Annotated in this window: 33 protein-coding genes; 18 read left to right on the plus strand and 15 right to left on the minus strand. The window is 53.1% G+C overall.

Features of this window, described 5'->3' with window-relative positions; all coding sequences use genetic code 11:
* Positions 1 to 63: 63 nt before the first annotated feature.
* Positions 64 to 549, plus strand: a complete 486-nt coding sequence (petD, locus tag RHI63_RS05265) for a cytochrome b6-f complex subunit IV (protein ID WP_011056640.1) — start codon at positions 64 to 66, stop codon at positions 547 to 549.
* Positions 550 to 606: 57 nt separating this feature from the next.
* Here petD and RHI63_RS05270 read toward each other — a convergent pair whose 3' ends face one another.
* Entirely contained in the window at positions 607 to 1,137 is a 531-nt protein-coding gene (locus RHI63_RS05270; RefSeq protein WP_206201383.1) for an NYN domain-containing protein, read from the minus strand.
* Between the two features lie 416 nt (positions 1,138 to 1,553).
* Positions 1,554 to 2,027 (minus strand): hypothetical protein, encoded by a 474-nt coding sequence (locus tag RHI63_RS05275; protein WP_206201384.1) that lies wholly within the window; start codon positions 2,025 to 2,027, stop codon positions 1,554 to 1,556.
* Positions 2,028 to 2,202: 175 nt separating this feature from the next.
* Here RHI63_RS05275 and RHI63_RS05280 point away from each other — a divergent pair, with 175 nt between their 5' ends.
* The 6 genes from RHI63_RS05280 to RHI63_RS05305 all read left to right on the plus strand — a co-directional run bounded on the left by RHI63_RS05280 (position 2,203) and on the right by RHI63_RS05305 (position 7,167).
* Entirely contained in the window at positions 2,203 to 3,654 is a 1,452-nt protein-coding gene (locus RHI63_RS05280) for a RecQ family ATP-dependent DNA helicase (protein ID WP_310821973.1), read from the plus strand.
* A 120-nt stretch (positions 3,655 to 3,774) separates the two neighbouring features.
* Complete coding sequence (locus tag RHI63_RS05285; protein ID WP_206201386.1) at positions 3,775 to 4,473, plus strand: FxLYD domain-containing protein; 699 nt, start codon at positions 3,775 to 3,777, stop codon at positions 4,471 to 4,473.
* 35 nt (positions 4,474 to 4,508) lie between these two features.
* A complete protein-coding gene (locus tag RHI63_RS05290) occupies positions 4,509 to 5,294 on the plus strand; it encodes an HAD family hydrolase (protein ID WP_206201387.1) in 786 nt (261 codons plus the stop codon).
* Between the two features lie 65 nt (positions 5,295 to 5,359).
* The gene (locus RHI63_RS05295) at positions 5,360 to 5,641 is read left to right on the plus strand and encodes a hypothetical protein (protein ID WP_206201388.1); all 282 of its coding nucleotides are present in this window, start codon (positions 5,360 to 5,362) and stop codon (positions 5,639 to 5,641) included.
* A gap of 150 nt (positions 5,642 to 5,791) precedes the next feature.
* On the plus strand, positions 5,792 to 6,358 hold the full coding sequence (locus RHI63_RS05300; protein WP_206201389.1) for a DUF2808 domain-containing protein: 567 nt from the start codon (positions 5,792 to 5,794) through the stop codon (positions 6,356 to 6,358).
* 122 nt (positions 6,359 to 6,480) lie between these two features.
* Complete coding sequence (locus RHI63_RS05305; RefSeq protein WP_310743487.1) at positions 6,481 to 7,167, plus strand: 1-acyl-sn-glycerol-3-phosphate acyltransferase; 687 nt, start codon at positions 6,481 to 6,483, stop codon at positions 7,165 to 7,167.
* 6 nt (positions 7,168 to 7,173) lie between these two features.
* Here the strand turns inward: RHI63_RS05305 and RHI63_RS05310 are convergent, their stop codons facing one another.
* Both RHI63_RS05310 and hslO read right to left on the minus strand, forming a co-directional pair.
* The gene (locus tag RHI63_RS05310) at positions 7,174 to 8,547 is read right to left on the minus strand and encodes a 1-acyl-sn-glycerol-3-phosphate acyltransferase (RefSeq protein WP_206201391.1); all 1,374 of its coding nucleotides are present in this window, start codon (positions 8,545 to 8,547) and stop codon (positions 7,174 to 7,176) included.
* Between the two features lie 26 nt (positions 8,548 to 8,573).
* Positions 8,574 to 9,473, minus strand: coding sequence for an Hsp33 family molecular chaperone HslO (hslO, locus tag RHI63_RS05315; RefSeq protein WP_206201392.1), 900 nt, complete (start codon positions 9,471 to 9,473; stop codon positions 8,574 to 8,576).
* Positions 9,474 to 9,612: 139 nt separating this feature from the next.
* Here hslO and mazG point away from each other — a divergent pair, with 139 nt between their 5' ends.
* The gene (gene mazG, locus RHI63_RS05320; protein WP_310743544.1) at positions 9,613 to 10,734 is read left to right on the plus strand and encodes a nucleoside triphosphate pyrophosphohydrolase; all 1,122 of its coding nucleotides are present in this window, start codon (positions 9,613 to 9,615) and stop codon (positions 10,732 to 10,734) included.
* On the opposite strand, the gene RHI63_RS05325 is transcribed toward mazG, so the two are convergent.
* From RHI63_RS05325 to trxA, 3 genes are read right to left on the minus strand one after another with little or no spacing between them, the layout of a single operon-like run.
* Positions 10,731 to 12,479 carry an ABC transporter substrate-binding protein gene (locus RHI63_RS05325; protein ID WP_302679040.1) on the minus strand — a complete coding sequence of 583 codons (1,749 nt, stop codon included), beginning with the start codon at positions 12,477 to 12,479 and terminating at the stop codon, positions 10,731 to 10,733. The two genes, mazG and RHI63_RS05325, sit on opposite strands and share 4 nt — an antisense overlap.
* Positions 12,479 to 12,700, minus strand: coding sequence for a sulfur carrier protein ThiS (gene thiS, locus RHI63_RS05330; RefSeq protein WP_302679041.1), 222 nt, complete (start codon positions 12,698 to 12,700; stop codon positions 12,479 to 12,481). Before thiS ends, RHI63_RS05325 begins: the two co-directional genes overlap by 1 nt.
* 21 nt (positions 12,701 to 12,721) lie before the next feature.
* Positions 12,722 to 13,045, minus strand: a complete 324-nt coding sequence (gene trxA / locus RHI63_RS05335) for a thioredoxin (RefSeq protein WP_310801613.1) — start codon at positions 13,043 to 13,045, stop codon at positions 12,722 to 12,724.
* Between the two features lie 207 nt (positions 13,046 to 13,252).
* On the opposite strand from trxA, the gene psaX reads away from it, so the two are divergent.
* Complete coding sequence (psaX, locus tag RHI63_RS05340; RefSeq protein ID WP_081711791.1) at positions 13,253 to 13,363, plus strand: photosystem I protein PsaX; 111 nt, start codon at positions 13,253 to 13,255, stop codon at positions 13,361 to 13,363.
* A gap of 180 nt (positions 13,364 to 13,543) precedes the next feature.
* On the opposite strand, the gene RHI63_RS05345 is transcribed toward psaX, so the two are convergent.
* From RHI63_RS05345 to RHI63_RS05355, 3 genes are all read right to left on the minus strand, one after another.
* Positions 13,544 to 13,912 carry a YccF domain-containing protein gene (locus tag RHI63_RS05345; protein WP_206201395.1) on the minus strand — a complete coding sequence of 123 codons (369 nt, stop codon included), beginning with the start codon at positions 13,910 to 13,912 and terminating at the stop codon, positions 13,544 to 13,546.
* Positions 13,909 to 14,484, minus strand: a complete 576-nt coding sequence (locus RHI63_RS05350) for a hypothetical protein (RefSeq protein WP_310821975.1) — start codon at positions 14,482 to 14,484, stop codon at positions 13,909 to 13,911. Before RHI63_RS05350 ends, RHI63_RS05345 begins: the two co-directional genes overlap by 4 nt.
* A 113-nt stretch (positions 14,485 to 14,597) precedes the next feature.
* Positions 14,598 to 15,332, minus strand: a complete 735-nt coding sequence (locus RHI63_RS05355; protein ID WP_206201397.1) for a glutathione peroxidase — start codon at positions 15,330 to 15,332, stop codon at positions 14,598 to 14,600.
* Positions 15,333 to 15,579: 247 nt separating this feature from the next.
* On the opposite strand from RHI63_RS05355, the gene RHI63_RS05360 reads away from it, so the two are divergent.
* From RHI63_RS05360 to RHI63_RS05370, 3 genes are all read left to right on the plus strand, one after another.
* Complete coding sequence (locus tag RHI63_RS05360) at positions 15,580 to 16,206, plus strand: hypothetical protein (RefSeq protein ID WP_206201398.1); 627 nt, start codon at positions 15,580 to 15,582, stop codon at positions 16,204 to 16,206.
* Between the two features lie 62 nt (positions 16,207 to 16,268).
* Complete coding sequence (locus RHI63_RS05365) at positions 16,269 to 16,523, plus strand: hypothetical protein (RefSeq protein ID WP_206201399.1); 255 nt, start codon at positions 16,269 to 16,271, stop codon at positions 16,521 to 16,523.
* A 21-nt stretch (positions 16,524 to 16,544) separates the two neighbouring features.
* A complete protein-coding gene (locus RHI63_RS05370; RefSeq protein WP_310821976.1) occupies positions 16,545 to 18,362 on the plus strand; it encodes an HMA2 domain-containing protein in 1,818 nt (605 codons plus the stop codon).
* A gap of 18 nt (positions 18,363 to 18,380) precedes the next feature.
* On the opposite strand, the gene RHI63_RS05375 is transcribed toward RHI63_RS05370, so the two are convergent.
* The gene (locus RHI63_RS05375) at positions 18,381 to 18,557 is read right to left on the minus strand and encodes a hypothetical protein (RefSeq protein ID WP_310821977.1); all 177 of its coding nucleotides are present in this window, start codon (positions 18,555 to 18,557) and stop codon (positions 18,381 to 18,383) included.
* A 63-nt stretch (positions 18,558 to 18,620) separates the two neighbouring features.
* Here RHI63_RS05375 and RHI63_RS05380 point away from each other — a divergent pair, with 63 nt between their 5' ends.
* Together RHI63_RS05380 and speY are read left to right on the plus strand one after the other, a co-directional pair.
* Positions 18,621 to 18,752, plus strand: coding sequence for a hypothetical protein (locus RHI63_RS05380; RefSeq protein ID WP_255451698.1), 132 nt, complete (start codon positions 18,621 to 18,623; stop codon positions 18,750 to 18,752).
* A 199-nt stretch (positions 18,753 to 18,951) separates the two neighbouring features.
* Positions 18,952 to 20,115 carry a homospermidine biosynthesis protein gene (gene speY, locus RHI63_RS05385; RefSeq protein ID WP_149817679.1) on the plus strand — a complete coding sequence of 388 codons (1,164 nt, stop codon included), beginning with the start codon at positions 18,952 to 18,954 and terminating at the stop codon, positions 20,113 to 20,115.
* On the opposite strand, the gene RHI63_RS05390 is transcribed toward speY, so the two are convergent.
* A complete protein-coding gene (locus RHI63_RS05390; RefSeq protein ID WP_302679049.1) occupies positions 20,112 to 20,858 on the minus strand; it encodes a metal ABC transporter ATP-binding protein in 747 nt (248 codons plus the stop codon). The genes speY and RHI63_RS05390 overlap by 4 nt on opposite strands.
* Complete coding sequence (locus RHI63_RS05395; RefSeq protein WP_310744929.1) at positions 20,855 to 21,805, minus strand: metal ABC transporter substrate-binding protein; 951 nt, start codon at positions 21,803 to 21,805, stop codon at positions 20,855 to 20,857. Before RHI63_RS05395 ends, RHI63_RS05390 begins: the two co-directional genes overlap by 4 nt.
* 60 nt (positions 21,806 to 21,865) lie before the next feature.
* Here RHI63_RS05395 and RHI63_RS05400 point away from each other — a divergent pair, with 60 nt between their 5' ends.
* Genes RHI63_RS05400 through RHI63_RS05415 form a run of 4 tightly spaced genes read left to right on the plus strand, consistent with a single transcriptional unit; the run spans position 21,866 to position 24,769 of the window.
* On the plus strand, positions 21,866 to 23,044 hold the full coding sequence (locus RHI63_RS05400) for a peptidylprolyl isomerase (protein ID WP_310821978.1): 1,179 nt from the start codon (positions 21,866 to 21,868) through the stop codon (positions 23,042 to 23,044).
* A gap of 38 nt (positions 23,045 to 23,082) precedes the next feature.
* A complete protein-coding gene (locus tag RHI63_RS05405; protein WP_206201404.1) occupies positions 23,083 to 23,544 on the plus strand; it encodes a pentapeptide repeat-containing protein in 462 nt (153 codons plus the stop codon).
* 3 nt (positions 23,545 to 23,547) lie between these two features.
* The gene (locus RHI63_RS05410; protein ID WP_190278162.1) at positions 23,548 to 23,700 is read left to right on the plus strand and encodes a hypothetical protein; all 153 of its coding nucleotides are present in this window, start codon (positions 23,548 to 23,550) and stop codon (positions 23,698 to 23,700) included.
* Entirely contained in the window at positions 23,693 to 24,769 is a 1,077-nt protein-coding gene (locus tag RHI63_RS05415; protein WP_206201405.1) for an Era-like GTP-binding protein, read from the plus strand. Before RHI63_RS05410 ends, RHI63_RS05415 begins: the two co-directional genes overlap by 8 nt.
* Here the strand turns inward: RHI63_RS05415 and dcd are convergent.
* Together dcd and RHI63_RS05425 are read right to left on the minus strand one after the other, a co-directional pair.
* On the minus strand, positions 24,736 to 25,317 hold the full coding sequence (dcd, locus tag RHI63_RS05420) for a dCTP deaminase (protein ID WP_181496856.1): 582 nt from the start codon (positions 25,315 to 25,317) through the stop codon (positions 24,736 to 24,738). The genes RHI63_RS05415 and dcd overlap by 34 nt on opposite strands.
* 84 nt (positions 25,318 to 25,401) lie before the next feature.
* Positions 25,402 to 25,734, minus strand: a complete 333-nt coding sequence (locus RHI63_RS05425; RefSeq protein ID WP_310743493.1) for a hypothetical protein — start codon at positions 25,732 to 25,734, stop codon at positions 25,402 to 25,404.
* Positions 25,735 to 25,766: the final 32 nt, after the last annotated feature.

Raw genomic sequence — 25,766 nt, forward strand, 5'->3', positions numbered from 1 at the left:
TTCCACTTGTTATGCTCCAAGTAATCTCCCCCCTTGCTGACCCTCTAGGAGAACGATTCATTTATGGCAAAAGTTTTGAAAAAGCCTGATTTAACGAATCCGGCGCTGCGGGCAAAACTGAAAAAAGGCATGGGCCACAACTACTATGGCGAACCCGCTTGGCCCAATGACCTGCTCTATATCTTCCCCGTGGTGATTATGGGCACGATCGCCCTTGTGATCGGTCTAGCGGTGATGGATCCTGCCATGGTCGGTGAGCCAGCGGATCCCTTTGCCACCCCCTTGGAAATTTTGCCGGAGTGGTACCTCTATCCCACCTTCCAGATTTTCCGGGTGGTGCCCAACAAGCTGCTGGGGGTGCTCATGAATGCCTCCATTCCCTTGGGCTTGATGCTGATTCCTTTCATTGAAAGTGTCAACAAGTTCCAGAATCCTTTCCGTCGTCCTGTGGCCATGACAGTCTTCCTCTTTGGCACATTGGTGACGCTATGGCTGGGGATTGGTGCTGCTTTCCCCTTGGATAAGTCGCTGACTCTCGGCCTGTTCTAGGCATCTTAAGAAAACACCTCATTTGCTTGCGCGTCTGGCGATCGCTGGGTGCGCTTTTTAGTTGGGATTTTGCGAGTCAGTTTTTTCAATAAAGGGCCGAATTTCGTTCAAATCAATGTAGCGATCGGTGGCATTGCGCAGCTCACGGGCAATCATGCCTTCGGTGGAAACAACCGTAATGTGGGTGTTTTTGGAGCGCAGGAGTTCGATCGCCCGCTCAAAATCGCCATCGCCACTAAAGAGAACGACGCGATCGTACTGACCGACGGTGTTGAACATATCAATCACAATTTCAATGTCTAAATTGGCCTTTTGGTAATACTTGCCTAGGGTCTCGTCGTAATATTCCTTCAACAGTTTTGTGCGCACCGTATAGCCAAGGTTAATGAGGGCATCGCGAAATGAACGCTGATCTTGCATGTCCTTGAGGCCGGTGTACCAAAAGGCATTCACCAATACAATGTTGGGATCACGGGTGAAGAATTCGAGAACACGACGGGGATCAAAAAACCAGCCATTTTTCTGCTGGGCATAGAACATATTATTCCCATCGATAAAAATTGAGAGCCGTTCTTGATGGGGAAGCATAATTAGGGAGAACCTATAGATCAGTGATGTATGTGTAATAGAAGAACCGTTGATAGAAGTTTGAATAGGCGATGGATTTTATACATTCTATAGGAGAGAATTTGACAGGATTCAAGGGAGCAAGAGCTAGTCCTTCAACAGGTAACAAGATAAAAAGAAGGTAAAAAGAAATATACGATAAGTTTTGCGATCGCTCGTAATCAGAAAAGTAAAAGTTCGCTAATGGTTCAGTGGGAACACTTTTAAGAAAAAGAAAAAATTTATTAATGCTTTTTAACCACTGCAATCTATTTTAACCACTGCAATCTATTTTAATGGAACTGCATAGCGGATGCTATAGTTTTTTCCTTGGCGATCGCCCCTTAAACACCAAAAAAGGGGGCAGTGCCCCCAATCCTTCATGTTTTTCACTGCGTTTAATACAGGGCACGTACCGGCGGAGCTGGCATCACCGCTGGGGGGGGTGGGGGGGCAAAGAAGGGTTGTTGCGGCGGTGGCAGCGGCGACTCCACCATCAAATTGCAGGGAAAGGGCGTACCGTACATCGAGGTACAGAAGGGACTATCAAGATCACGGGTGCGCACAGGGGGTTGATTGCTTTGCTGATACCACGCATCCGTAGAAACGTAGTTGATCCGCCGTGCCCGATTCACAATGTCATTATCCCGATAGGTGGGAAGCCCAAACGTAAAGGCCGCGTCGCCAGCGATCGAATCATCTTGCCAGTACCCCTGACTGCCATCAATACGATCAAAAGCCTGCGGCAAGGTGGGCTGACTGACAGGAAATTGTTGGGGATTGATGGGTTGGCGGCGGCTTTGGGCAGTTGCCGGAGCGACCACCGCTGCCAACATTGCCACGCACACCAGCGGCACAAATTTCATGCCCATAGGTTCATCTCCATAAGCGTTTTACACTTCGGCAACAGTGATAGGCCTAAAGGGTCTTAGGCATCCTAGGATTTCTTGCTTAAAATTATTCTAAATTCACTCCTCTTGCTGTTCCCAGAAGACTGTGCCGCTTTTTGCAACGCTGAGACTTCTCATCAAGGCTTAAGCCAGTGCAATGCCGGATGCCGATTTAGATCTCATACAGGCCGCCCTACAACAATACTGGGGCTATTCTGAGTTGCGATCGCCTCAAGCAGAGGTGATGACGGCACTCTTACAACGGCGGGATGCCTTAATTGTCCTCCCTACCGGAGCGGGCAAAAGTCTTTGTTTTCAATTGCCAGCAGTGCTTCAGGGCGGATTGACGCTGGTGATCTCGCCGCTGCTTGCCCTCATGGAAAATCAGATCACTGAATTGCGGCAACGGGGTCTTGCGGCAGCAGCCTATCATAGTGAACTGCCCAGCTGCCAACGCCGCCAGATTCTCTCGCGCCTAACCCACTACCGCCTGCTGTATCTTTCGCCGGAGTCCCTATTTTCCACCCCCCTTTGGCAGTGCCTCTGTGCAGCACCGATTCAACTCAATGGCTTGATTGTGGATGAAGCCCATTGCCTTGTACAGTGGGGCGATCGCTTTCGACCCGTTTATCGTCGCTTGGGAACGGTGCGGCCTGCCCTGCGCCAATGTAAACCGCTGCACCCCCGGCTGGCGATCGCTGCTTTTACTGCTACCGCCGATCCCAATGCCCAACGCACCCTCATTGAGGTTTTAGGTCTAGAGCAGCCTGTGCAGATCATTCACAGCCCCTATCGTGCCAATCTCCATTTAGCCGTACGCTCTGTGTGGAGTCGGGGGTATCGCCGCCATTGTCTCCAGCAATTTCTCAAGCAGCAGGGCAGAACCTCAGGCTTGATCTATGCCCGCACTCGCCGCGACTGTGAAACCTTGGCCACTTGGCTTCAGGAGCAGGGGTACCGCACCACCGCTTACCATGGCGGACTGCCGGCAGCACAGCGACGCCAAATTGAGAGCGATTGGTTGCAGGATAAGCTACCCTTTGTGGTCTGTACCAATGCCTTTGGTATGGGGGTGAATAAACCCAATGTGTGTTGGATTTGCCACTATCAGCCACCCCTGCAACTCAGTGAATACCTCCAAGAGGTGGGACGCGCTGGGCGAGATGGCCAACCAGCACAGGCACTGGCCTTGGTGAGCGATCGCTGGGGTTTAGATCGCGAAGATCAACAGCGTTGGCACTTTTTTCAGCGCCAAAGTCAAGATACTTACAATCGTGCCATGGCACTTCAGACGCATCTGCCCCTCAGGGGTAATCTTCCGCAACTGCGACAACACTTTCCTGAGGTGGAACTGACCCTAGCATTACTGCATCAACAGGGGGCACTCCGCTGGCAAGACCCTTTTCACTATTGCCGTCAACCCTTAGCACAGGTGCCACCGCCGCCCAAAGACACTCAAGAACAGTTGATGCAAGAGTTTCTCTATCACCGCGGCTGCCGCTGGCAGTTTCTCCTCCAAGCCTTTGGTTTTGCCACTGAGGCAGGGGGATTGCGTTGTGGCCATTGCGATCGCTGTCGGCCTGCGAACCGTACCTGTAAAATACCGTGAATTCACAGATTGGTATCACTGGGACTTTGTGTACACTGGCACATAGAACGGTAGGTTTACCATCGGTAGGTACAGGTTTCCCAGCAGTCATTCTGTTGCCACAGGGTAGGGGTTGCGGGCATGGGGCTACTACAAGTTGAGCAAATTCGCGAAACACTTCAGGATGTGCTTTCAGAACACGCCGTTGTTGTGCAGGTGAACCAGTTTCGCAACCAATTAAACATTGTTTTGAACAAACCCCCCGGCACCGTTGCCCACTATTCTGCCTTGGTGGGTCTCCTCAAATCCCGCTTGGGACAGTTTCACCTCGACGATATTGCTCGCATTAAAATTATTGGCCGCATTCAAGGTTCGCCTAAACCCGATTGGGAAGAGGTCATTGATCTACGCCCCCCCAACCCAGCCCTAGCTGCCCCTGTGTATGCTTCCTCGGCTCCGTGGGTGGTGGCGATCGCCGCTGGGGTTGTGAGTTTACTAGTGATCTTTAGCTATCATCTCGGTCAGTGGCAGCAACAGCAACGCATGCAGCACTTGATTGGCGGTACCCTTGCGCAACAAGGCGTCACTATGGCCGATTTTAAGTGGCACATCGAGGGCGGTGCACCGTTTATTGTGGGCGTTCTGAAAAACTACAGTGAAGAGCACTTGCGCATGATTCAGGCGGACTTTGAACTTTTTGACAAGGCAGGGCAGCGGGTCGGCGCCGTTTCAGTACAGGTTTATGGCCTTGGCCCTGAGGAAACTTGGCACTTCCGTGAACCCGTGGGCAATCATCAGGCAGTGCGAGCACGACTGGTAAAATTACAGTCATTCCATTAAGTTTTCCCCTAAAAGGGGTAGAGTAAAAACCCTCTATGGCTCACCTCAACGCCCTGATTTTTGACGTGGATGGCACCTTGGCGGACACTGAGCGGGATGGCCATCGCATTGCCTTCAATAAAGCCTTTGCTGCGGCAGGCCTAGATTGGGAGTGGGATATTCCCCTCTATGGTCAACTGCTGGCGGTGGCGGGGGGTAAGGAGCGCATGAAGTATTACCTTGATTGCTTTCGTCCCGATTGGCCACGTCCCCAAAATTTGGATGCCCTGATTGCCGACCTGCACAAGGCGAAGACCCGCTACTATACGGAGCTATTGGCAGAAGGGGCGATTCCCCTGCGGCCGGGGGTGAAACGGCTGCTCACTGAAGCCCGTGAAGCAGGATTACGTTTGGCGATCGCCACCACAACCACCCCTGCCAATGTCACCGCACTCCTTGAAAATGCCCTTGCTGCTGATGGCGTCAGTTGGTTTGAGGTGATTGCCGCTGGGGATGTGGTGCCCGCCAAGAAACCTGCGCCCGATATTTACTTCTACACCCTTGAAAGAATGCGCCTCTCGCCCCAAGAGTGCCTTGCCTTTGAGGATTCCGCCAATGGGATTCAGGCAGCCACCGCCAGTCGCCTAGCGACCATTATCACGATCACCGACTACACCAAGGATCATGATTTTCGGGATGCAGCGCTTGTCTTGGATTGCTTAGGGGAACCCGACTACCCCTTTCAAGTGATTCGCGGTGAAGTGGGCTGGACCACCTATGTGGATGTGCCCCTATTGCGATCGCTCCACCAACAGTGGACAAGTACGTTGAGTCACCGATGATTTTCTGGCCACAGCGTTTTACAGTGAAGAATATACGAACCTAGCCTGAGTGATTAAAGAACGCAATGTACACGATTGATTTAATTCTGCGTCATGTCCCCATGCCCGTGAGCATTGAACGCAAGGAAAGTGCCGCAGCGACAGCAGTCTATCAGCAAATTCAGCAGGCGATGGCCAGTGGCACCCCGACTGTCCTCGAACTGACGTGCGATCGCCAAGTGGGCAAGAAGTTAACTGTCCTCACCTCAGAAATTGTGGCCGTACAGATGGCCGATAAGGATGCCCCCTCCAGTGTCGCCAGCCGGGGGGGATTCTTTGCTCAGTTGGTGCAGCAAACCAGCAATTAAGTAAAAATCTCTCAATAAAGTTTAGTTTTTCTTCGCAATGGTGAGTCTTTGCCGTTAGGATACTAAGCAGACTGATCCGTAGGGGAACGTTGAGCGAATCCTCCCCGTCTGAAAGTCAGGTATCTGTGGTGTGTCGTAATAGGGTTGTCTATGGTGAAGCGTTTCCTACCGGTTCTGATTCTGTTGGGGTGTAGTCTTGGTCTTGTGACCCCTGCCCTTGTGCGAGCTCAAGTCAATCAGGGTTTTACCTTCACTTGGGGAGATGGTCCCAGTGGACGGCAGCAACTCCAGTACCATTTAGAAAACGGTACGCCCGGCTTTATGGGCGATCGCTACTGGCTGCGCTTGGGTGAACAAAAAGTCGCGATTAATCGCATTAACATTACTTATCCCGATTACTACAACGGCATTATTGATCCTAGGGGTATCGAGGTACGGGTGGGGGGCGATCGCGGGAATCGCTTTTTTCAATTCCGCCGTAATCTTGGCCAAAAAATTGAACTAGCGGAGGTGTCCCTTGACCGCGATAACCGCGTCATTGACATCGTACCCGCAGAGGTCATTCCCGCAGGCACGCCCGTGCAAGTGATCCTCAACAATGTGCGCAATCCCAATCATGGCGGGATGTACTACTTCAATGCGCGCATTGGCTCCCCCGGCGATATTCCCCTGATGCGTTATATCGGGACTTGGATTCTGAGTATTGCCAATAACTAAGCCAATAACTCACTGGAACTCAATTTGCCAATTTGCGAACTGGTTCGCCATCCCTAGCCAGATTGGGGCGATCGCCCGAGGCTAGTCTTTGTGTGTCACAGCCGGTTCACTCTTCACGCCTGATGCTAGATTCTGTCAAGTCTTCATTCCCCCACATTTCGCCTCTCCTCACTCCCCTGATGTACCGTCTGGTGGGGGATATTGTCCTGCGGCGCTATTTTCGTACCCTTGAGGTGCAAGGGCAGGAGCAGATACCCAAAAGGGGGCCCGTGATCTTGGCACCCACCCATCGTTCCCGTTGGGATGCGCTCATTATTCCCTATGTGACGGGACGGCGGGTGAGTGGACGCGACCTCTACTACATGGTCTCCCACGATGAAATGCTGGGACTGCAAGGCTGGGCAATTGGTCAGTGTGGTGGTTTTCCCGTCAATACCCAAGCGCCTTCGGTGAGTGCCTTGCGGACAGGTGTGGAACTTCTGCGGCAGGGACAGGCCTTGGTGGTCTTTCCTGAGGGCAATATCTTTCGCGATCGCCAGATTCATCCCCTAAAGCCGGGCTTGGCGCGTTTAGCCCTTCAGGCAGCTCAGCGCTGTCAAGAAGCGATCCAGATTCTGCCGATTTTACTCGATTATGCTCAGCCCTATCCGCAGTGGGGAAGCGAGGTCAAGGTGATCATTGGTGCTCCCTTGAGTACGGGCAATTACAATGTTACCCACCCCAAAAGTGCTGCCCAAGAACTGACGAGTGATCTTTTGAGGGCACTGCAGCAGCTTCAAGAGGGGCGATCGCTCCTGTGTTTGGCTTGAATCCCTCTAAGAATCCGTAGGCACAATTAGCGCTTCAAATTGCTGGCGAATCTGGTCAGTGACTTCCTTAACGGCCTGTCGTGCCCCTTGGCGATCGCGACGATACAGCGGCCAATAGCTCTCTAAATTGAGGGGGTCTCCGACACTGAGGCGCACCTGCCGCAAGCCCACCAAGCGATTCACATTGGGGCTTTTTCCCTCTAACCAATCAAACGTCCGCCAGAGGATCAGTGCCACATCGGCAAAGCGATCAATCGTGAATTTCTCACGGATATAGCTACCCGTAATCGAGGTAAATCGCTCCGCAAGACGCATATGACGTAATCGCACATTGGCTTCCTCGGCCAACCAATCGGCTAAACAGCGCTCTACGGCAGACAGTTGTGCCAAATCACCGCGAAACATCCGTTCCCAAGCGGCCTGTTCAATCCGTCGGCAGCGACTCACAAAATCTTCACTGGCCTTAAGACCAAAGTAGGACTCTGCCACTACAAGGGCACTGTTGAGGAGTCGCTGAATCCGTGCTGCCAATTCGGCATTGGGGGAGTCAAAGGGGGGCAGTTCGGGAAAATCTTGGCGGTAGGACGTGGCATAAAAGGTCTCTAGGCGATCCAGCAGGTGCATCGCTAAATTGAGCAGGCGGCGGTAGAGGTCCTGCGGTTCGGTACTCTGAGAATTGGTGGGGCAGCCAAGGCGGTTCTCCAGTTGTGCCATCAGCATGGCCATGCGTTCCCAAGAGGGCTGACTGAGGCTGTACTGAATGCCAACGGGGAGAATGACCACAGGGAGCGATCGCCCCGCCTTCGTCAAATCTTCCAGACACCAAAATCCCAGTTGTGCCACGCCCGGCTCTAAAGGTGCGACCAGTTCATTGTGTTCATTCGTTGCCCCCTCCGGCGCTGCTGCTAGGGGAAATCGTCCCTCCAAGAGTAACTCCCGTGCCGATCGCAGGGCTTGGCTATCGAGCTTGCCGCGCATGATGGAAATCCCCCCCAACCGTGAGAAGAGCCAACCAATTTGCTCCCCTGCCCAGAGGGGAATCCCGCGATCGTAGAGAAAATAACCATTCGTGGGGTGACGCAAGCGAATGCCCAGCCGCCGTGCTGTTTGCGGCAATAGATGCCACATCAAATAGCCCATCACCAAAGGATCATCCGTACAAGGATGGCGAAAGGCAATGAGGAGCCGCACCTGTCCCCGCTGAAACTGCTCGTAATAACGGGCAAGGGTCTCGACATTCACCCCTTCCACCCGATTGAGACCAAGGCCGTAGCGGATGTAAAAGGGCAGGAGCCGTGCCGCCGTCCACCAAACTGGATAGCTAAACCGCTGGGGGAGAAAATGCAACGGGGGTTGGGCAGTCGCAACCACACTGGACATGACGCAAACTCCTCAGAAACAAGGGTTTAGACTGAGGCAGTGGCCAACTCCGCAATCAACTGTTCCAACATCGGCTGATCCGCCCAATAGACAGCATTACAGAACTGACAGGTGGCTTCCGCCTTCGCCTCTGTGGCTAGAATATCCTTTAATTCTGCCTCCCCTAGGAGCTTGAGTGCCGCTAGCATCCGTTCATGGGAACAGCCACAGTGGAAGCGCACCATTTGCCGTTGGGGCAAGAGTTGCAAGTCCATATCCCCAAGGAGTTCCTGAAAGATATCTGGCAGTGTCCGCCCCGCCTGTAGCAGGGGTGTAAAGCCCTTGAGATTGGCCACCCGTTCTTCAAGGGTGGCGATCAGGTGTTCATCATTGGCAGCTTTGGGTAGCACCTGTAACATCAACCCACCGGCGGCAGTCACCCCGGCCTCTTCAACAAAAACGCCTAACATCAGGGCTGAGGGGGTTTGCTCTGAAGTGGCGAGGTAGTAGGTGACATCTTCGGCAATTTCCCCGGAGACAAGCTCCACCGTACTGGAATAGGGATAGCCGTAGCCAAGATCGTGGATGACGTAGAGATACCCCTGACGCCCCACTGCCGCACCCACGTCCAGTTTGCCCTTGGCATTGGGGGGCAGTTCAACACTGGGATACTGCACATAGCCGCGAACCGTGCCATCGGCACCCGCATCCGCGAAAACCGTTCCTAGGGGGCCATTGCCTTGAATGCGCACATTCACCCGTGCTTGGGGCTGTTTGAAACTAGAGGCGAGAATTAAGCCAGCGGCCATGGTTCGTCCCAAAGCAGCCGTGGCAACGTAGGAGAGTTGGTGGCGTTGGCGGGCTTCATCGGTGAGTTGAGTGGTAATGACGCCCACGGCACGGATGCCTTCAGCCGCAGCCGTTGCTCGCAACAGAAAATCTGCCATGATTAGCCTAAAGAAATGTTTCGTTACACTTAGTTTATCTCCTTTCAATTGACCCTAAGGGCAGCCACCTGACGGGCAACATTTAGGAGACCCCTAGCAAGAACATCAGGAAATTGGCGATGATAGGCAAACAATCGTGATGCAGCGTCCAGTGATTGCGCCTATGGCCATGTCCTTAACTGTTTTGTCGGCGGCAACTGTCTTGGCAGAAGCAACAGAATTGCCTGAAGGGGGTCTGATTACGGAGATTCCGACGCTGGCGATCGCCCACCGCTTAGCACACCACCTCCGCCACCACTGGCCTTTAGAGACACCCTTGACACTCATTGACGCCCAACACCAGAGCACACTCCTCACCCTTGGCGAATTGGCAGAACTAACAGAGGCCACCTGCCCGCTACAACTGTATCTGCCACCCCCCCTACCAGAGGCACTGATTCAGTTTCAACGCTTGATTGACGTGGTTCGAGAACTGCGCCATCCTGAGCGAGGCTGCCCTTGGGATTTGCAGCAAACACCCACTACCCTCATTCCCTACGTTCTTGAGGAGGCCTATGAAGTTGTCCATGCCCTTCAAGAGGGAGACACCGGGGCGATCGCCGAAGAATTGGGAGACCTGTTGCTGCAAGTCGTGCTCCAGAGTCAACTGGCTCAAGAAGCCGATCAATTTACCCTCGCCCAAGTTATTCAAGGGATTACCGATAAGCTGATCCGCCGCCATCCCCATGTCTTTGGTGAAGTGGCACTCACCACTGCGCAAGAGGTGCGCGATCAATGGGAGCAAATCAAAGCGGCTGAAAAAGGGACTGAAGACCGCCTCCCCCTGAGTCAAAAGCTGCAACGCTATGCCCGTACCCTGCCCCCCCTGATGGCGGGTATGAAAATTGGTGAGCGAGCCAGTCGCGCTGGCCTAGATTGGCCAACCATTAGCGGTGCATGGGAGAAATTTTACGAGGAGCTGGCGGAGTTTCAGGAGGCGCTTCTACAAGGGAATGCCGAGCAACAGGCTGCGGAATTGGGAGACCTGCTCTTTAGTGTGATTAACCTTGCCCGCTGGTGCCAACTAGATCCTGTGAATGCCCTGCAACAAACCTACCAACGCTTTATCCAACGCTTGGAGTGTATTGAGGCGGCCATCGATCGCCCCCTTGAAACTTACACCCTAGAAGAACTGGAAGCCCTATGGCAACAGGCCAAGGTACAGTTAGCCGCAGACAACCGAACCGAAGTGCCACCGGAGACCAAACCCGAAGAGGCCTAATCCATGGCTGCCATTTCCACTTTCAGTTCATCGAGATTCCACAGGGCACCCCCCAGCGCCGTGGGATTCGCGCCCACCACATGATTGCGAAAAGCCGTGAGGGAGAGGGGATTCACCAAGTAGATAAAGGGGAGATATTCCTGAGCCAGCCGCTGGGCTTCGGCGTAGATTTGCTTGCGGCGTTCTAGATTGAGTTCCTGTGCTCCCTGCACATAGAGATCACTAATGCGCTGCTCCCAGTCGGCCACCACTCGACCCGTGATCGGCGGTTGGTTGGGTGCCGGTTGCTGATTGAACGTATGCAAAAGGCCATCCACGCGCCAGATATTGGCACCGCTATTGGGTTCATTGCCACCCCCCGTAAAACCGAGGATATGGGCTTCCCACTCTAGGGAATTGGAGAGACGATCCACGAGGGTGCCAAAGGCCAAAAATTGCAGATCCACCTGCATGCCGATCGCCCCCAAGTCCTGCTGAATTTGTGTCGCTATCGCCTCACGGATTTTGTTGCCCGCATTGGTAATCAGTGAAAAGCGGACGCGGTTCCCTTGAGCGTCAAAGAGGCGACCTTGATTGTCGTAGCGGAAGCCTGCCTCTTGCAGTAATGCCTTGGCTTTGGCCACATCGTAACGGTAGGTGGGCAGTCCCTGCTCTGGGGAGAAGTAAAAGGGGCTTTGGACGGGAATGGTGGAATGTTGGGGTGCCCCTAGGCCTTGGTAGATGTTGTTAATCATCCGCTGGCGATCGAGGGCATAGGCCACTGCCTGACGGAACCGCACATCGTTAAACCACTCGGACTTCACGGGATCCACAAGGGGCTTGCCATTGCGGCGACCGCGATTGAGATTAAAGGAAAGGAAAAGGGTATTGGGACTCGGCCCACTGTTGTAGATGCGAAACTGGCCGCGCTTTTCTTCCCGCTTGAGGAGGGAAAACATCTCAGGGGTGACGGCAAATAGATCCAGACCGCCCGAGCGAAATTGCAGCATGGCGGTGTCGGTGGATTCCACAATTTGCCAAATAAAGCGTTCCAGATGGGGCAGGGGCGATCGCCAGTAGAAGGGATTGCGCCGAAAAATCAACCGCTGGCTATTCACATAGCGATCCATGACAAAAGGGCCATTGCCAACAATTTGCCGTGGATCCGTATCAGTTCCCCACATGGACAAAAACTTCAACCGCCCTTGGCTATCCCGTTCTCGTACCGCTTGCCGCAGCAGATGGGCGGGTAAAATCGGCAAGCCAGTATTGCGTAAAAACGGCGCAAAGGGTTCAGGGAGCTTAAACGTCACTTGGCGATCGCCTTGGGCGGTCACTTCGGGCAGCAGCCCCTTCTGGCCAATACGGAGAATATCGCGGCTACTGGTGGGAATCTCAGGATTGAAATAGATCTCATTGTAGGTGAAGACCACATCCTCACTGGTGAGGGGCATCCCATCCGACCATTTCAGATTCGGCTTGAGTTGAAAGACAATCTCGAGGGTTTCAGGCTTAATTTGCCAAGATTCAGCGAGGGCTGGCTCCAGCTCACCCGTGAGGCCATTTTCTTGAATTAACCCTGTATAAAGGTAGCTAAAGACATTGGGGGACTCTTGGCTCAGGGCATAGTTAAAGGTTTTTGGGTCTGAGGTGACGGCGGTCACCAATTGGTTGCCACGCGGCGTAATTAGGCCAGCACAGCTTCCGAGGCTGAGGGTGCATAGACAAACCAGTAGCGCAATTAGAGGCCATCGCCACCCGCGCATCAGCCGCCACCGACAATCGTGACAATTTCCAAGCGATCGCCCGCCTGCACATAGGTGGTTTCCCAAAACTGCCGATGTAAAATCTCACCATTGTATTCAATGGCAACAAGGCGGGGGTGAATATTGAGCAAGTCACAGAGTTCTGGAATCGAGAGCGATCGCCTCAGGGTGTGAGGAGTGCCATTGACATGGATGACGATCGCTGGCTCAACAGGAACCATAGCAGTAGGGGCAAATTCGACCTACAGGAACTGCTCAAGGGTCGCTTCAATTTTGGTTTTGGGTACTGCACCCACCAAAATATCCACCTTTTGGCCGCCCTTGAAAATCATCAGCGTCGGGATGCTGCGAATACCGTAGTCGGTGGCCACCTTAGAGTTTTCGTCAGTGTTCACCTTGACAACCTTGACTCTGCCCTGGTACTCATTGGCAATTTCATCAACAACGGGTGCTACCATGCGGCAGGGTCCACACCAAGGTGCCCAAAAGTCTACCAGTACAGGAATATCGCTATTTAATACTTCTTCTTCAAAGGTGGCATCTGTAACGGACAATGCACTGGACATAAACAGAACCCTTATAACGAATCAGCAGCCTTAAAAATATACTCTAGCAACCTTTAGACCAATCTTGGGCTTTAGATTATTTTTTGATACCCTAGGCAGTCTAGCTCGTGGCTAGGTTTGATTTGCAGTATATCACGTCGCCCTCGGCATACAGGAGACTATCGGCGTATAATAGGGTTGCCGTTTCCTATCCAGAGGATGTCAACTATGGCAACAAAATCTGCAAAACCCACCTACGCTTTCCGTACCTTTTGGGCTGTGCTGCTGTTGGCCATTAACTTCTTGGTTGCCGCCTACTACTTTGGCATCCTCAAGTGACGCTCATCCCGCTAGTGAAAGTCCCTGCGGGTGCGGGCAATCTGTTCATGCAGCTTCGCCACTTTCTGTTGAATCTTCTTCCAGTTGGCTGACCCAATCTGTTTCCGCTTCAGTCTGCGTTGCAGCAATTGAAGCTTGCGTAAGCATCGAGGGGGCACCCTAGCCCCCCATTACTGGTAATCACTTCAACTCACGGCCAAAGGGTAGTAATCCTAAAATCATCAGCTTGAAATGCTGCTGCGCAAAGGGCAGGCCAATAATCGTCACCGCCAAGAGCAACCCCCAAAAGAGGTGATTGAGGGCAATGCCCCAGCCCACAACCAAAAGCCACAGGATATTAAAGATCATCGTTAGGGTGCTGTTGGCATCGGGCGCTTCAACAATTTGCTTTCCAAAGGGCAATAGAGCACTCCAACCCAGTTGAATCGCTTTAATCCCAAAGGGAATGCCAATGATCGTCAGGCACAGCGTCACACCGCCCAGCATATAGCCAATGCCCGTCAGGAAGCCGCCAAAGATCAACCAAATGATATTGCCAAGAAGACTCATGATCCGCTGCTCCAAACATTACCTAAGCCTAGCCTAGCAAGTAGCCAGTCGAGGAATTCTGCATAGGCAATCTGAGTCTGGAACCATGACGGTGGCAGTTGTCCAAAATAGGTCATCGCGAGGATTAGGGTGAGAATCGTTGTTAAAACTGCAAAAACAGTATTTTTGAGCAGGTTTTGGGGAACGCGATCTTGGCGATAACGGGTAATGGCCTCACGAATGCGCTGGGCGAGTTCAATCGCTATTTCTTCTTGCGTTTCTAGGCGATCGCCCACATCGGCTTTTGTAATGGTGACGAGCGGGCGGTTGTCTTGAACCACGCTGACATTGTCGCGATCGCCCACTCTTTTGATGGTAATGCTCTCAACGGGAATATCTTCATCCTCTGCCACTTGCAGGATACGGCGTTGAATCGCTGCCGCCCGTTCCTCGGGGGTAAAGGAGCCAATGCCTTCACGCACCTCAAACAAAACTTCGCCATCGAGGATCACTGGGTATTCCTGAATCTCAGCCGCCGCTGGGGGTACTTGGGCATCTTGCGCCATTGAAGGCCACTGTGCCTGCCCCACCACCAGTAAAAAAGCGTGTCCAAAAGCGTGGCTTTGTCATAGATGGCGGGGATGCAGGCAGTTCATTCTCCATTTTTGGGTGAAATCCTTGCCTGCCGCTGCTTTAGCGAAGATCCTTAACAATTGGTCGCTAGGTACTCTGCCAGTGCCTCCGAACCGCCAATGTATTGGCCGTCAATAAAGACTTGAGGAACCGTTGTTGCCCCTGTCACTGCTTGGAGCGATCGCAGGCTAGCCGCCTCACCGATGACAATCTCATCGTAGTGAATACCCTTTTGCGCAAGCATGGTTTTGGCGTTGGCGCAGTAGGGACAGCCCCGCTTCGTAAATAGGGAAACACATTGCCGCTTGTAGCCGGGGTTGAGATAGCAGAGCATCGTTTCCGCATCCGAGACCTTAAAGGGGTCGCCGGGTTCTTCGGGTTCAATGAACATTTTCTCGATGACGCCATCCTTCACCAGCATTGAATAACGCCAAGAGCGCTTGCCAAAGCCAAGGTCTTCCTTATCGACAAGCATTCCCATACCGGCGGTAAACTCACCATTACCATCGGGAATGAGGCGCACATTCTCGGCTTGCTGGGTTTTGCCCCACTCATTCATGACAAAGGCATCATTCACGGAAATGCAGAGGATATCATCCACGCCACAGTTACGAAATAGGGGTGCTAATTCGTTGTAGCCGGGGAGATGGGTTGAAGAACAGGTAGGGGTGAAAGCGCCCGGCAAAGCAAACACAACAACGGTTTTGCCATTGAACAAATCATTGGTGGTGACATTGACCCATTGATCGCCTTCACGGGTGCGAAAGGTGACTTCGGGAACCCGTTGCCCTTCACGGTTGGGTAGCATGGTGGAGTCCTCTACATAACCTTACTTCCTAAAGTGTAATCGTTATGACTTTGATTTGTCAAGCGACAATGGCTCGTTTTTGATCTCAGGTGCTCCCCTCTAACCTAGGAAGTGATCTACAGCCTTCTGATATGGTCTCCTGATTGACAGGCTATTTGGAAAACTTTGTGGCTTGACTCAAGTTTGCTATCGTACAGGTAGACTTACTCAGCGTACGATTACGACCACAACCTTTGGCAAGCTTCTGATGGACGAACTGCTTAAAACCAGCCAAGAATTAGCTGAACTGTTCCCTGACGGTGCGATTTTTATTGGCGGAATCGCAGTTTATCTGCATAGCAAATCCCAAGGTCTATTGCATCTTGCTGAAAGCAGTCATGATGGAGACTTCTACATCTCCCTTATTGATTTTGCAGATTTACGAGATTTGGAAGAGATCACACCAAACCGGCGCTTAAATAAGTATCAGCTCATTAAGAATGGATGGGAATTTGATGTCTATGTTGAAAGAAATAATCATCTCGCTATACCCTTTTGTGAGGTCAATGCAGAAAAAATAGTTATTGATAATCTGCCCTGTGCGTGTTTAGAGCATCTATTAATTCTTAAGTTAGATGCTTATTCTGACAGGTTTCATTCATCAAAAGGGGATAAAGATAAGCGAGATATTATTCGCATCTTAAACATGATGAAAAGTCCAAGAATTGATATTTTGAAAAACTACTTAGATCAAGAAAAAATAAAACTCATTAAATTGGCAATTAGTGATAATTCAAAGTATCTAGAAATGTGCAAAAACAATTCTCAACAAGCAAGTGCATTACGTAAGTCAACACAGAAAAATAGTCAAATTTTGCTCGATTTAGAAGTATGAGAAAACTATATCGCGTTTTTATACCACCGCCAAAATATGAGAAAAGGTGTTACTCCTATGAAATGATTTATACACTTGAGGAAATATGTGAAAAAGCGGGCTACAAATTAAAAGTAACAGGATGCCTAACACCGAAAATAATTTTCGCAGAAAAAGAAAATACAATTGCTTTTGATCGAGAGGGAAATCCAATCTATATCGTAGATGTTAGAGGTATTGATTTGTCGAGACCTGAAGGGTGGGAAATGATTTTGGAAACATTAGCCTATGGCTTTATGGATTACGCCACACGAGAAACGGTGCGTCACCTGTCTTGATTGAACTTCATGGGAGCGTTGATGGAGCAGCAAATTGTCCATGCCACAACAGGACGGGTGCGATTTCGGGTGCCGCGTGTGCAGCGAGATTCGGCCTACGGAGAGTTATTGGTGCAGTTGCTGGAGTCTTTGGCCATTGTCGAGCGGGTACGGCTCAATCCCCAAGCGGCAACGGTGGTGGTGGAGTATCAACCCCATTTGCTCCATGAAGCGGCGGTCTATGAAAGTTTGAATCACTGTTTTCAGCAAGCCATGGTGGCCATGCCGCAGCCCTTGCCGGAGAGTGCGGCTCCTGCGGATGCGATCGCCCTTGAAGATTACGAAGCACAAGTCGAGGCCGATGCTCGCCTTGAAACCGATTGGGAACGCTTGGGTCTGCCCTTGGTGGCCTTGGGGGTCTCGCTCCTCAGTGTGCCCTTGGAATTGCCCTTCGCGGTGGTTGGGGCAACGGTCTTGGCCAGTGCTTGGCCGTGGTTTCAGCGGGTGGGGCATCAGATGCGTCAGGGGCATCCCCCGAATGTGGATTTGCTCGATAGCCTCTGGATGGCACTGCATACCGTCAATGGCCAGTTCTTAGCGCCTGCCTTGAAGACTGCCCTAGTGGGGGTACGGGCAGATGTGCGCGATCGCCAGCGACGACAACAGTTGCATCGATATCCCAGTGTCTTGATGGCTCACTACGAACACCTGACGGTGGAACGCCAAGGACATTCCCTGACGATTGAAAGTCAGGAGTTACAAGTGGGAGATCTCCTGTGGCTGCGGCCGGGGGATGTTGTGCCCGTAGATGGCAGTGTTGTTGCTGGATTGGCGGAAGTGGAGCCTGCCCATTTTGAATTCTCGCGACAGGTGTGGGTGTGTCGTCCCGGCGATGCTCTCTATGCCGGCTGTCAAATCCTGACAGGACAAGTCCAGCTGCGGGTAGTGCGTACTGGCTGGCAAACACGCCTTGGCTTGATCACGGATCTCCTGCACACTGAACCGGTCTATGACAGTGCTCTTGCTCACCAACAGGGGGAATTTGCGCGCCATGCGGTGCTGCCAACCCTTGCCCTCAGTGGTGCCCTCTGGTTGGCTACGGGAGTCTATGGGCCAGCGATCGCCCCCCTACAATTTGACTTTGGCAGTGGTGTGCAACTGTCGCTGCGGACGGTAATGCTCTCGGCGCAGGTATTTGCTGTGCAACAGGGGATCTATTTACCCACCGCTGGTACTTTAGAGCAACTGGCACAACTAGAGAGCTTGGTGATTGATGCTCGCGCAGGTCTTCCCCAGCCCCAACGGGCACAAATCCTGATTCAGCAATTGCGACACCTTGGCCTTCATATCTATCTGCTGCAAGATCAAGGCTCGCCCCTTGAGGGCACCACCGATCTCACGAGCGATCGCTTCACCGATCTGCAGGCCTACCTCGTGGGTAAGCGGCGACGGGTGGGCTGGATTAGCTTTGGTGACACCTGCTCCTGTCCTGAACCCACGTGGTTGCCGATTCGCTGGCAGCCCCCTACCTTTGCCCCCAATGCCAAAGTGGTCGTTCTCTTGGATGACGACTGGTCTGCCCTTGGCCGTGGCATGGCCATTGCCCGCGATGCCCTAGAGCGAACCTATCAAAATGTTGCCCTGATTTCTCTACCCAATTTAGCCGTTACCTTTGGCGGCATGTTTTTGGGCTTGCATCCTGTGGTCAATGTCGTCACCAACAACGCCACTGCCTTTCTTGCCGAGTTTTGGCATGGAAACTCACCCCAGTTTCGTACCGCCCTATTGCCAAGTACACCAACGACCGTCCCCCTGCAACCGCTGCCCCTAGAATCCCCGCAACTAGCGGTGGCCTTATAAAGCGAGGCTATCAAAGCATCAATAGCGCTGCTTCAAGCAGGTGAGCAGCGACCAAAGTCCCGTAAACCAACTGGCAATCGCAAGGATTAAGAAAATTCCCCCCGGCAGCATCGTCAGCCAACCGGTTCCTCGCAAGAGGTAGAGAATGAGGAAGACGGTGAAACAAGTACCAAAAGCATAATAGGCACGGCGCACGGCAAATTAGGTAATGAAGTGTTATAGTGATCTCGTAATGTAAGGGCATGGGACTTGTCAACAGTGAAACAATTGACGTTGATGGGCTATCCCAACATCACCACTTGGTATCTCGAAATGGGGTTGCGCCAACGGCGAGCAGCCATCCCTGCACTCTCGGTTGTGGATAATTGCGAAGGACCGAGTATGAGCTGATCGGCCTGCAAGTGTTCACCCCTGTGTGAACTGGGTCGATCAGAAGTGTTGAGCGTATTCATCACTGTTACTGCACTTCAAGTTTTTAACAACTTCAACCCATTAGACACCCCTCAGCGGGTCTAGTCATGTTGCGGTTAGGAATGTTCCTGACTGGGCGGCTGCCCCTGCTGTGGAATTAGCTTGCGAGGAACGACCAATGTCTGCATTTGCTACTCCCATTACCCCTGCACCCATTCCCGACAATATCACCTTAACAGAACTTATTGATAAATACTTTACGGCCTACAACTCGGCACGCTTGCGGGAAATCTGCCAACTTCTGAGCCAACGGGTCTTCCAGCCAGAAGTGACGGTTGGCCTCAGCCTCTCAGGGGCGATGACCCCCACGGGATTGGGCATCTCTGCCTTAGCGCCTTTAGTGCGGGCGGGATTTGTTGATTACATTATTAGCACTGGGGCAAACCTCTACCACGATATTCACTATGCCCTCGGCATGGATCTCTATGCGGCACATCCTTTTGTCGATGATGTGCAACTGCGCAAGGAAAGCAAAATCCGCATCTATGACATTATCTTTGACTACGATGTGCTCCTTGAAACTGACGCCTTTTTGCGGCAAGTGCTGCGCAGTGAAACCTTCCAACGCCGCATGGGCACCGCCGAGTTTCACTATCACCTAGGGCGCTATGTCCGCGAACTGGAAGTGCAGCGGGGACAAACCCATTCCTGTCTCTTGGCCACGGCCTATGAGTGTGGGGTGCCCATTTACACCTCCTCCCCCGGTGATAGCTCCATTGGTATGAATGTGGCGGCGATCGCCCTCGAAGGGTCGAAACTGATCATTGATCCCGCCATTGATGTCAATGAAACCGCTGCGATTGCCTACTTTGCCCGCGAAGCCGCTGAAGGAAATGGTAAGAGCGCCGCTCTCATTATTGGTGGCGGGAGTCCGAAAAACTTCCTGCTGCAAACCCAGCCACAGATCCACGAGGTTTTGGGATTAGAGGAACGGGGGCACGATTACTTTATTCAGATTACCGATGCGCGGCCGGATACGGGTGGCCTCTCGGGCGCTGTGCCCAGTGAAGCCGTCAGTTGGGGCAAGGTGGATCCCCAAGGGTTGCGGGATACCGTGGTCTGCTACACCGATAGCACGATCGCTCTTCCCATCCTTACCGCCTACTGCCTCAATCGCTGTCAACCCCGTCCCCTCAAACGCCTCTACGATCGCCGAGGCGAAATGGTCGAACGCCTGCAGCAGCTCTACCTGCAAGCGCAACTTCAGCACAAGGTGAAAGACCTGCCCCCTGCAGCACCTGTAGCCACCTATCCCTGTGGTACGCCGATTCGTCGGGGCTAGTCACAGCGGCGGGGGATCCGCAGGGATCCCTCGAAGGCTCGCGCGAGATTTTCAGGGGTAAAGACCTCACTGGTGCGGCCATAGGCTAGGATGCTGCGGTTCACCAGCACCACCTGATCACAAAAGGTGGTAATCGAGGAGAGATCGTGGGTGGAGATGAGAATCGTGTGCCCCTTCTCCCGCTCCGCCATGAGGAGATCAATAATCAGTTTCTCCGTTTTTACATCCACACCCGCAAAGGGTTCATCCAAGAGCAACACCTGTGCTTCTTGGGCAAAGGCGCGGGCAAGGAACATTCGCTTCTTTTGTCCGCCGGAGAGTTCGCCAATTTGGCGGTGCCGCAAGGGCCACAATTCCACCTGTTCTAGACTTTCCCGTACCCGCTGGCGATCGCGCGCGGTTGGTTGGCGCAGCCAGTTCATTTTGCCATAGCGCCCCATCATCACGACATCCCAAACCCGCAGCGGAAACTGCCAGTCCACATCTTCACTCTGGGGGACATAGGCCACCAAGGACTGCCGTTGTACCTGCTGTCGGGGTAAGCCATGAATGCGCACCTGACCTCGGATCGGCTTGACAAACCCCATGATGGCCTTGAAAAGGGTGGATTTACCCGCCCCATTCATGCCCACCACCCCACAGATCGTGCCGGCGGGCAGTTGCAGCGTTGCCCCATGGAGGGCAAGATGGCGATGATAGGCCACCGTCACATCTTGTAAATCAATGGCAGGGCTAGAAATCATGAGGCTGTCCTCCCGGTGAGACCGCGAATCAGGGTGTGGATGTTGTAGCGCAGGAGCTCAAGATAGGTGGGGGCATTGCCCTCAGGGGACGATAGGGAATCCACATAGAAAATGCCGCCAAATGTGGCGCCAGACTCCCGCGCCACCTGTTGTTGCGGACCGGCATTAACCGTACTTTCGCAAAAGACAGCGGGAATCTGTTGCCGTCGCACAATGTCAATCACCCGTGTCATTTGTCGCGGCGTCCCTTCCTCATCGGCATTCACAGGCCAGAGATACACTTCCTCAAGGTCATAGTCCCGCGCTAGGTAGGAGAAGGCGCCTTCACAGGTGACGATGTAGCGTTTGTTGGCGGGGAGGGCTGCTAGGGCTTGACGTAGCTCTTGATCAAGGGCGCGAATTTGGGCTTTATAGGCTGCGGCGTTGGCGGCATAGATCTCCGCGCCAGCAGGATCGAGGTCTGTGAGCGCTTTGCGAATGTTGTCAACATAAATCAGGGCATTTTGGGGTGACATCCAAGCATGGGGGTTGGGTTGTCCGCGGTAGGCATCCTCTTGAATGGGAATGGGGGTAATCCCCTCTGTGAGCGTGACGCGGGGCACATTCGGTAGGCTGTTGTAGAAGCGATCGCCCCAGCGTTCGAGGCCAAGGCCATTTTCTAAAATGAGAGCCGCTTCCTGCCCCCGCACCAAGTCACTGGGAGTAAATTCATAGCTGTGGACTTCAGCTCCCGGTTTAAGGAGGGATTCCACTCGCAGGCGATCGCCCGCCACCTGCTGCGCCATATCCGCAAGGACTGTAAACGTGGTCAGCACCAAGGGGCGTTCATCCCGGTCGGTTTGCATTTGACCAGTTGTTTCCCGCTGCTCAGGCGCAAGAGCGGCACATCCCCCCACTACGAGTACTCCCACCAATAACCAACTCAGTTGTCGCATTGCATTTTCCATTTTCATAATTCTTTCATAATTCTCAGCCTAACACAGAAGCTTCAAGAAAATGAAATAAAAATGAAAAGCTCCCCCTTGGAGGGCGATCGCCCTGTCCGATACACTGGGGGGAGACGGTCATGGGAAGAAACGGTGAAACGACGCAAACGCTGGCTTGCTGTTTTGGTGATACTACTCCTCTGGTTGGGAACCTTCCTGCTGCCGCCACTGGCGATCGCGCTGCCTGTTGACCATCCATTAATTGCTGCCCTGCCCCAAGGGAATGCCATTACTGATCCCAAAGCGCTGCTCCGTTGGGCCTTACCGATTGACAATCCAACGGTACGAGAACTGCAAAAGGATCTAGAACAAATCTCTTTTTGGGTGCGGGGCAAACAGTGGTCAAAAATTGCCAGTAACATCAGCAAGGCGAAAGCCATTGTTCGCGATCGCGCCGATGAACTGCTCAAAAGTATCCCTGCCGAGAAACAGGAGGCGGCCAAAACCCTCTTGGCGGAGTTAGAGACCTCCCTCGATACACTTCAGGAAGCCGCCAAAACCAAAGATCGCAGCCAACTCTTGCCCGCTAAAGCCGCTGCCCTCGACAAAGTGGGGGACTTGGAGGCCATGATGGTACAAAACGTGAGCTATACGCCTCCCAAGGGCTACGAGCACCTGCCGCGATTGCTGGGCCGTGCCACCGTGGAAATGGAAACTACTAAGGGGAACCTGACGATTGTTGTCGATGGTTACAGTGCCCCCCTGACCGCCGGCAACTTTGTGGATTTAGTACAACGCCACTTCTACGATGGCCTCCCCTTTACCCGTGCTGAGGAATCCTATGTGCTGCAAGCAGGGGATCCCCCAGGGCCAGAGGTGGGCTTTATTGATCCAGAAACGAACCAATACCGTGCCATTCCCCTTGAAATTCTGGTGGAGGGCGACAAGTATCCCCTCTATGGCATCACCCTTGAGGATGCGGGTCGTTACCTCGAACATCCTGTGCTGCCGTTTGCTGCCTATGGCACCGTTGCCTTAGCCCGACCCAGTGATGATCCCAATGGTGGTTCCTCGCAGTTTTTCTTTTTGCTCTTTGAACCGGAGTTGACCCCCGCAGGACTGAACCTTTTGGATGGTCGCTATGCCGTCTTTGGCTATGTCGTGGAGGGAGAAGAAACCCTGCGGCAACTGCGCCAAGGGGATAAAATTCTCTCGGCTAAGGTGGTGGATGGCCTTGAAAATCTGGTACAACCGGCGTAGGTTAGGATGTCCAGTATAGACACCGTTGAGAGAGTGCGATGATTGCCAAGGTTGCGCCTGCCCTTTTCCTGCTCCTAGTCAGTACCCCTGCTTGGGCCGCCAATCCAGCCCATTTAGAACAACTGCGGCGCACGGGCAACTGCCCCAACTGTGATCTCAGCTATGCCCGCTTACGGGGGCGGAATCTTCAGGGAGCGGATCTGCGGGGGGCAAACCTCAATGCTGCCAATTTACGCGGTGCCAACCTGAGCAGCGCCAACCTCAGCGGGGCTGTCCTCAATAACGCTGATTTAACGAAGGCCAATCTCACCAATGCCAACCTCAGCGGGGCAAGCCTACTCATCACCCGTTTGGATCGAGCCATTCTCGGGGGGGCAAAGTTAGTGGATGCGATTCTCGGGGGGCGCGATCGCCTAGCACGGGTACGGACATTCCGCGATGCCACCTTGCCCAGTGGGGAAAAGGCCTTCTTTTTAGAAGAACCCAGCCGCCGTCGCTAGCCTATGGGGATTGCGATCGCCAGCTTTATTATTTTGTTCCTGCTCAGCGAAGCCGTATTGCACCTACGGCAGTGGGTAATTCCCTTTCCTGTCGTCTTAATTGCTGCGGTTGGTTTAGTGGTGGCCTCTAATTGGTCGCTCCTTCGCCGTGAGTAGCCTCCCTATCCTAGACATAACGGCTAAATGTCTAGAGGAACTCCTCGCGTGGCATCAGGTGCACCATCCGCAATTGAGTGCCCAATGGCAGCCCCTCTATGAGTTGCGCGATCGCCTCCACCAGAGTGCATGGCACATTGTTGTCTTGGGTCAGGTGAGCCGCGGCAAGTCCGCCCTTTTGAATGCCCTCTATGGCGAAGCGATTTTTCCCGTGGGCGCCCTTCATGGCACGACTCGATGGCCGCGAACGGTTCGCTGGCACTGTCAAGATCAAATCGTTGATCTCACGGATACCCCTGGGCTGGATGAAGTCGCGGGTAGTGAACGGGAAAAAATGACATGGAGTGCCGTTGAGACTGCCGATCTTGTCCTTTTTGTGACCCAAGACAGCCTTACCCCCGTCGAATGCCAAGCCCGCGATCGCCTAAACACCCTTAGGATTCCCCACAAGCTCATTCTCACCAAGGCGGATCTCTACCCGCCAATGGCCGAAGGTATTGCCGTGAGCAGCACAACAGGTCAAGGCATTCCAGAACTGCGACAGCTTCTTCAGCAGTGGTTACAACAGGAGGCTCCCCAAGCCCGTGCCCTGCGAATTCTCCACCAAGCCAGCCAAGTTGAACAGAACCTCGGGGCAGCTCTTGGCACGCAAGACACGTCGGCATGGTCTTGGTTAACCGCACAGATGGTGGGTAGCCTGCTGCTGCCGGGGGGATTTTTCGATGTCGTGCTGGCGATAATCAGTACCCTTGCCTATATCCGCAAAGCGTGCCAAGCCTATGCCGTGCCCTTTCCCCTACCGGCCTTTGGGAGTCTGAGTCAGTTTGTCTTACTGTGGTATGCGGCGATTTATCTTTCCAGTTGGCAAGGCTTGACCTTCGGCAGTGAACTCTGGGGAGTCAATACGACTGTTGTCCTCCAGGGGGGAGTGATCTTCTGGGGCTACCAACAGATTCGCCGCCGCCTAGACCCCTATCTTCAGCAAGGCTATCAATGGGGACACCATGGACCCCAACGGCTGTTGCAGCAACTCACTCAAACCCGTGCCAATGTGACGGCCTCCGGCTGATCTTGGTATTTGCCCCGCCGCGTTTCATAACTGACATCGCAGGGTTCACCCTCAAAAAAGAGCAATTGCACCACTCCCTCATTGGCGTAGATGCGACAGTCTGCACTGGAAGAATTTGAGAATTCTAAGGTCAGATGGCCTCGCCAGCCCGCCTCTGCCGGTGTCAGGTTAGCAATAATCCCCGCACGGGCATAGGAGCTTTTACCAATACACAGAACCGTGACATTTTCAGGAACCTGTAGGCGTTCTAGCGCCACCCCAAGACCGTAGGAATGGGCGGGCAAAATAAAGAAGGCACCATTGGCATCTTCATGGAGGGGCGCAGATTCCAGATTTGCCGGGTTAAAGTTTTTGGGATCCACCACCGTCCCCGGCACATGGCGAAAGATACGAAACTCCTTCGGGCTGAGGCGAATATCGTAACCGTAGGAAGAAAGGCCAAAACTAATCACGGGCTGCTCAGCCACCCGCCGCACCAGTGTCGGTTCAAAAGGCTGAATCATGCCCTGAGCCGCCATGGCTCGAATCCAAATATCATTTTTAATCATTGTGCTGTCGCGATCGCACAAACAACCAATGTATCTTACAGCCCTTTTCCCATGAATAAAACAGGCTCAACACTGTGAAGAGACTTAACGCTTTGCTTCCCACTGACCCCAGCGATAGCCGAGTTCAAACCAGATCAGCGAATTCACAAAATAGATCGCGACCACCGTTAACCCTTGCCATAGTTGACCCAACTCAGGCCAAAGCCACGGCAATAGGCCCAAACCCACGGCGATACCCCCTAGCAGACCGAGACCTGTCCCCCCTGCCATGACGAACATGATGAACAAAGCGCCCAGTTCTAGGCTGTTGGGTAACTCACGGCGAAATAGCCGAAAATAACACTGCATGAGATACATGTGCGGCCATATCAGCAGGAAGATCACCGCCAGCAAAAGGTTAGAGAACAGGCTTCCCACACTCTAGAAAATTCCAGAAACAACATTGGTGC

It is taken from the genome of Thermosynechococcus sp. GLH187, assembly GCF_031583395.1.
In the GTDB taxonomy this organism is placed as follows: domain Bacteria; phylum Cyanobacteriota; class Cyanobacteriia; order Thermosynechococcales; family Thermosynechococcaceae; genus Thermosynechococcus.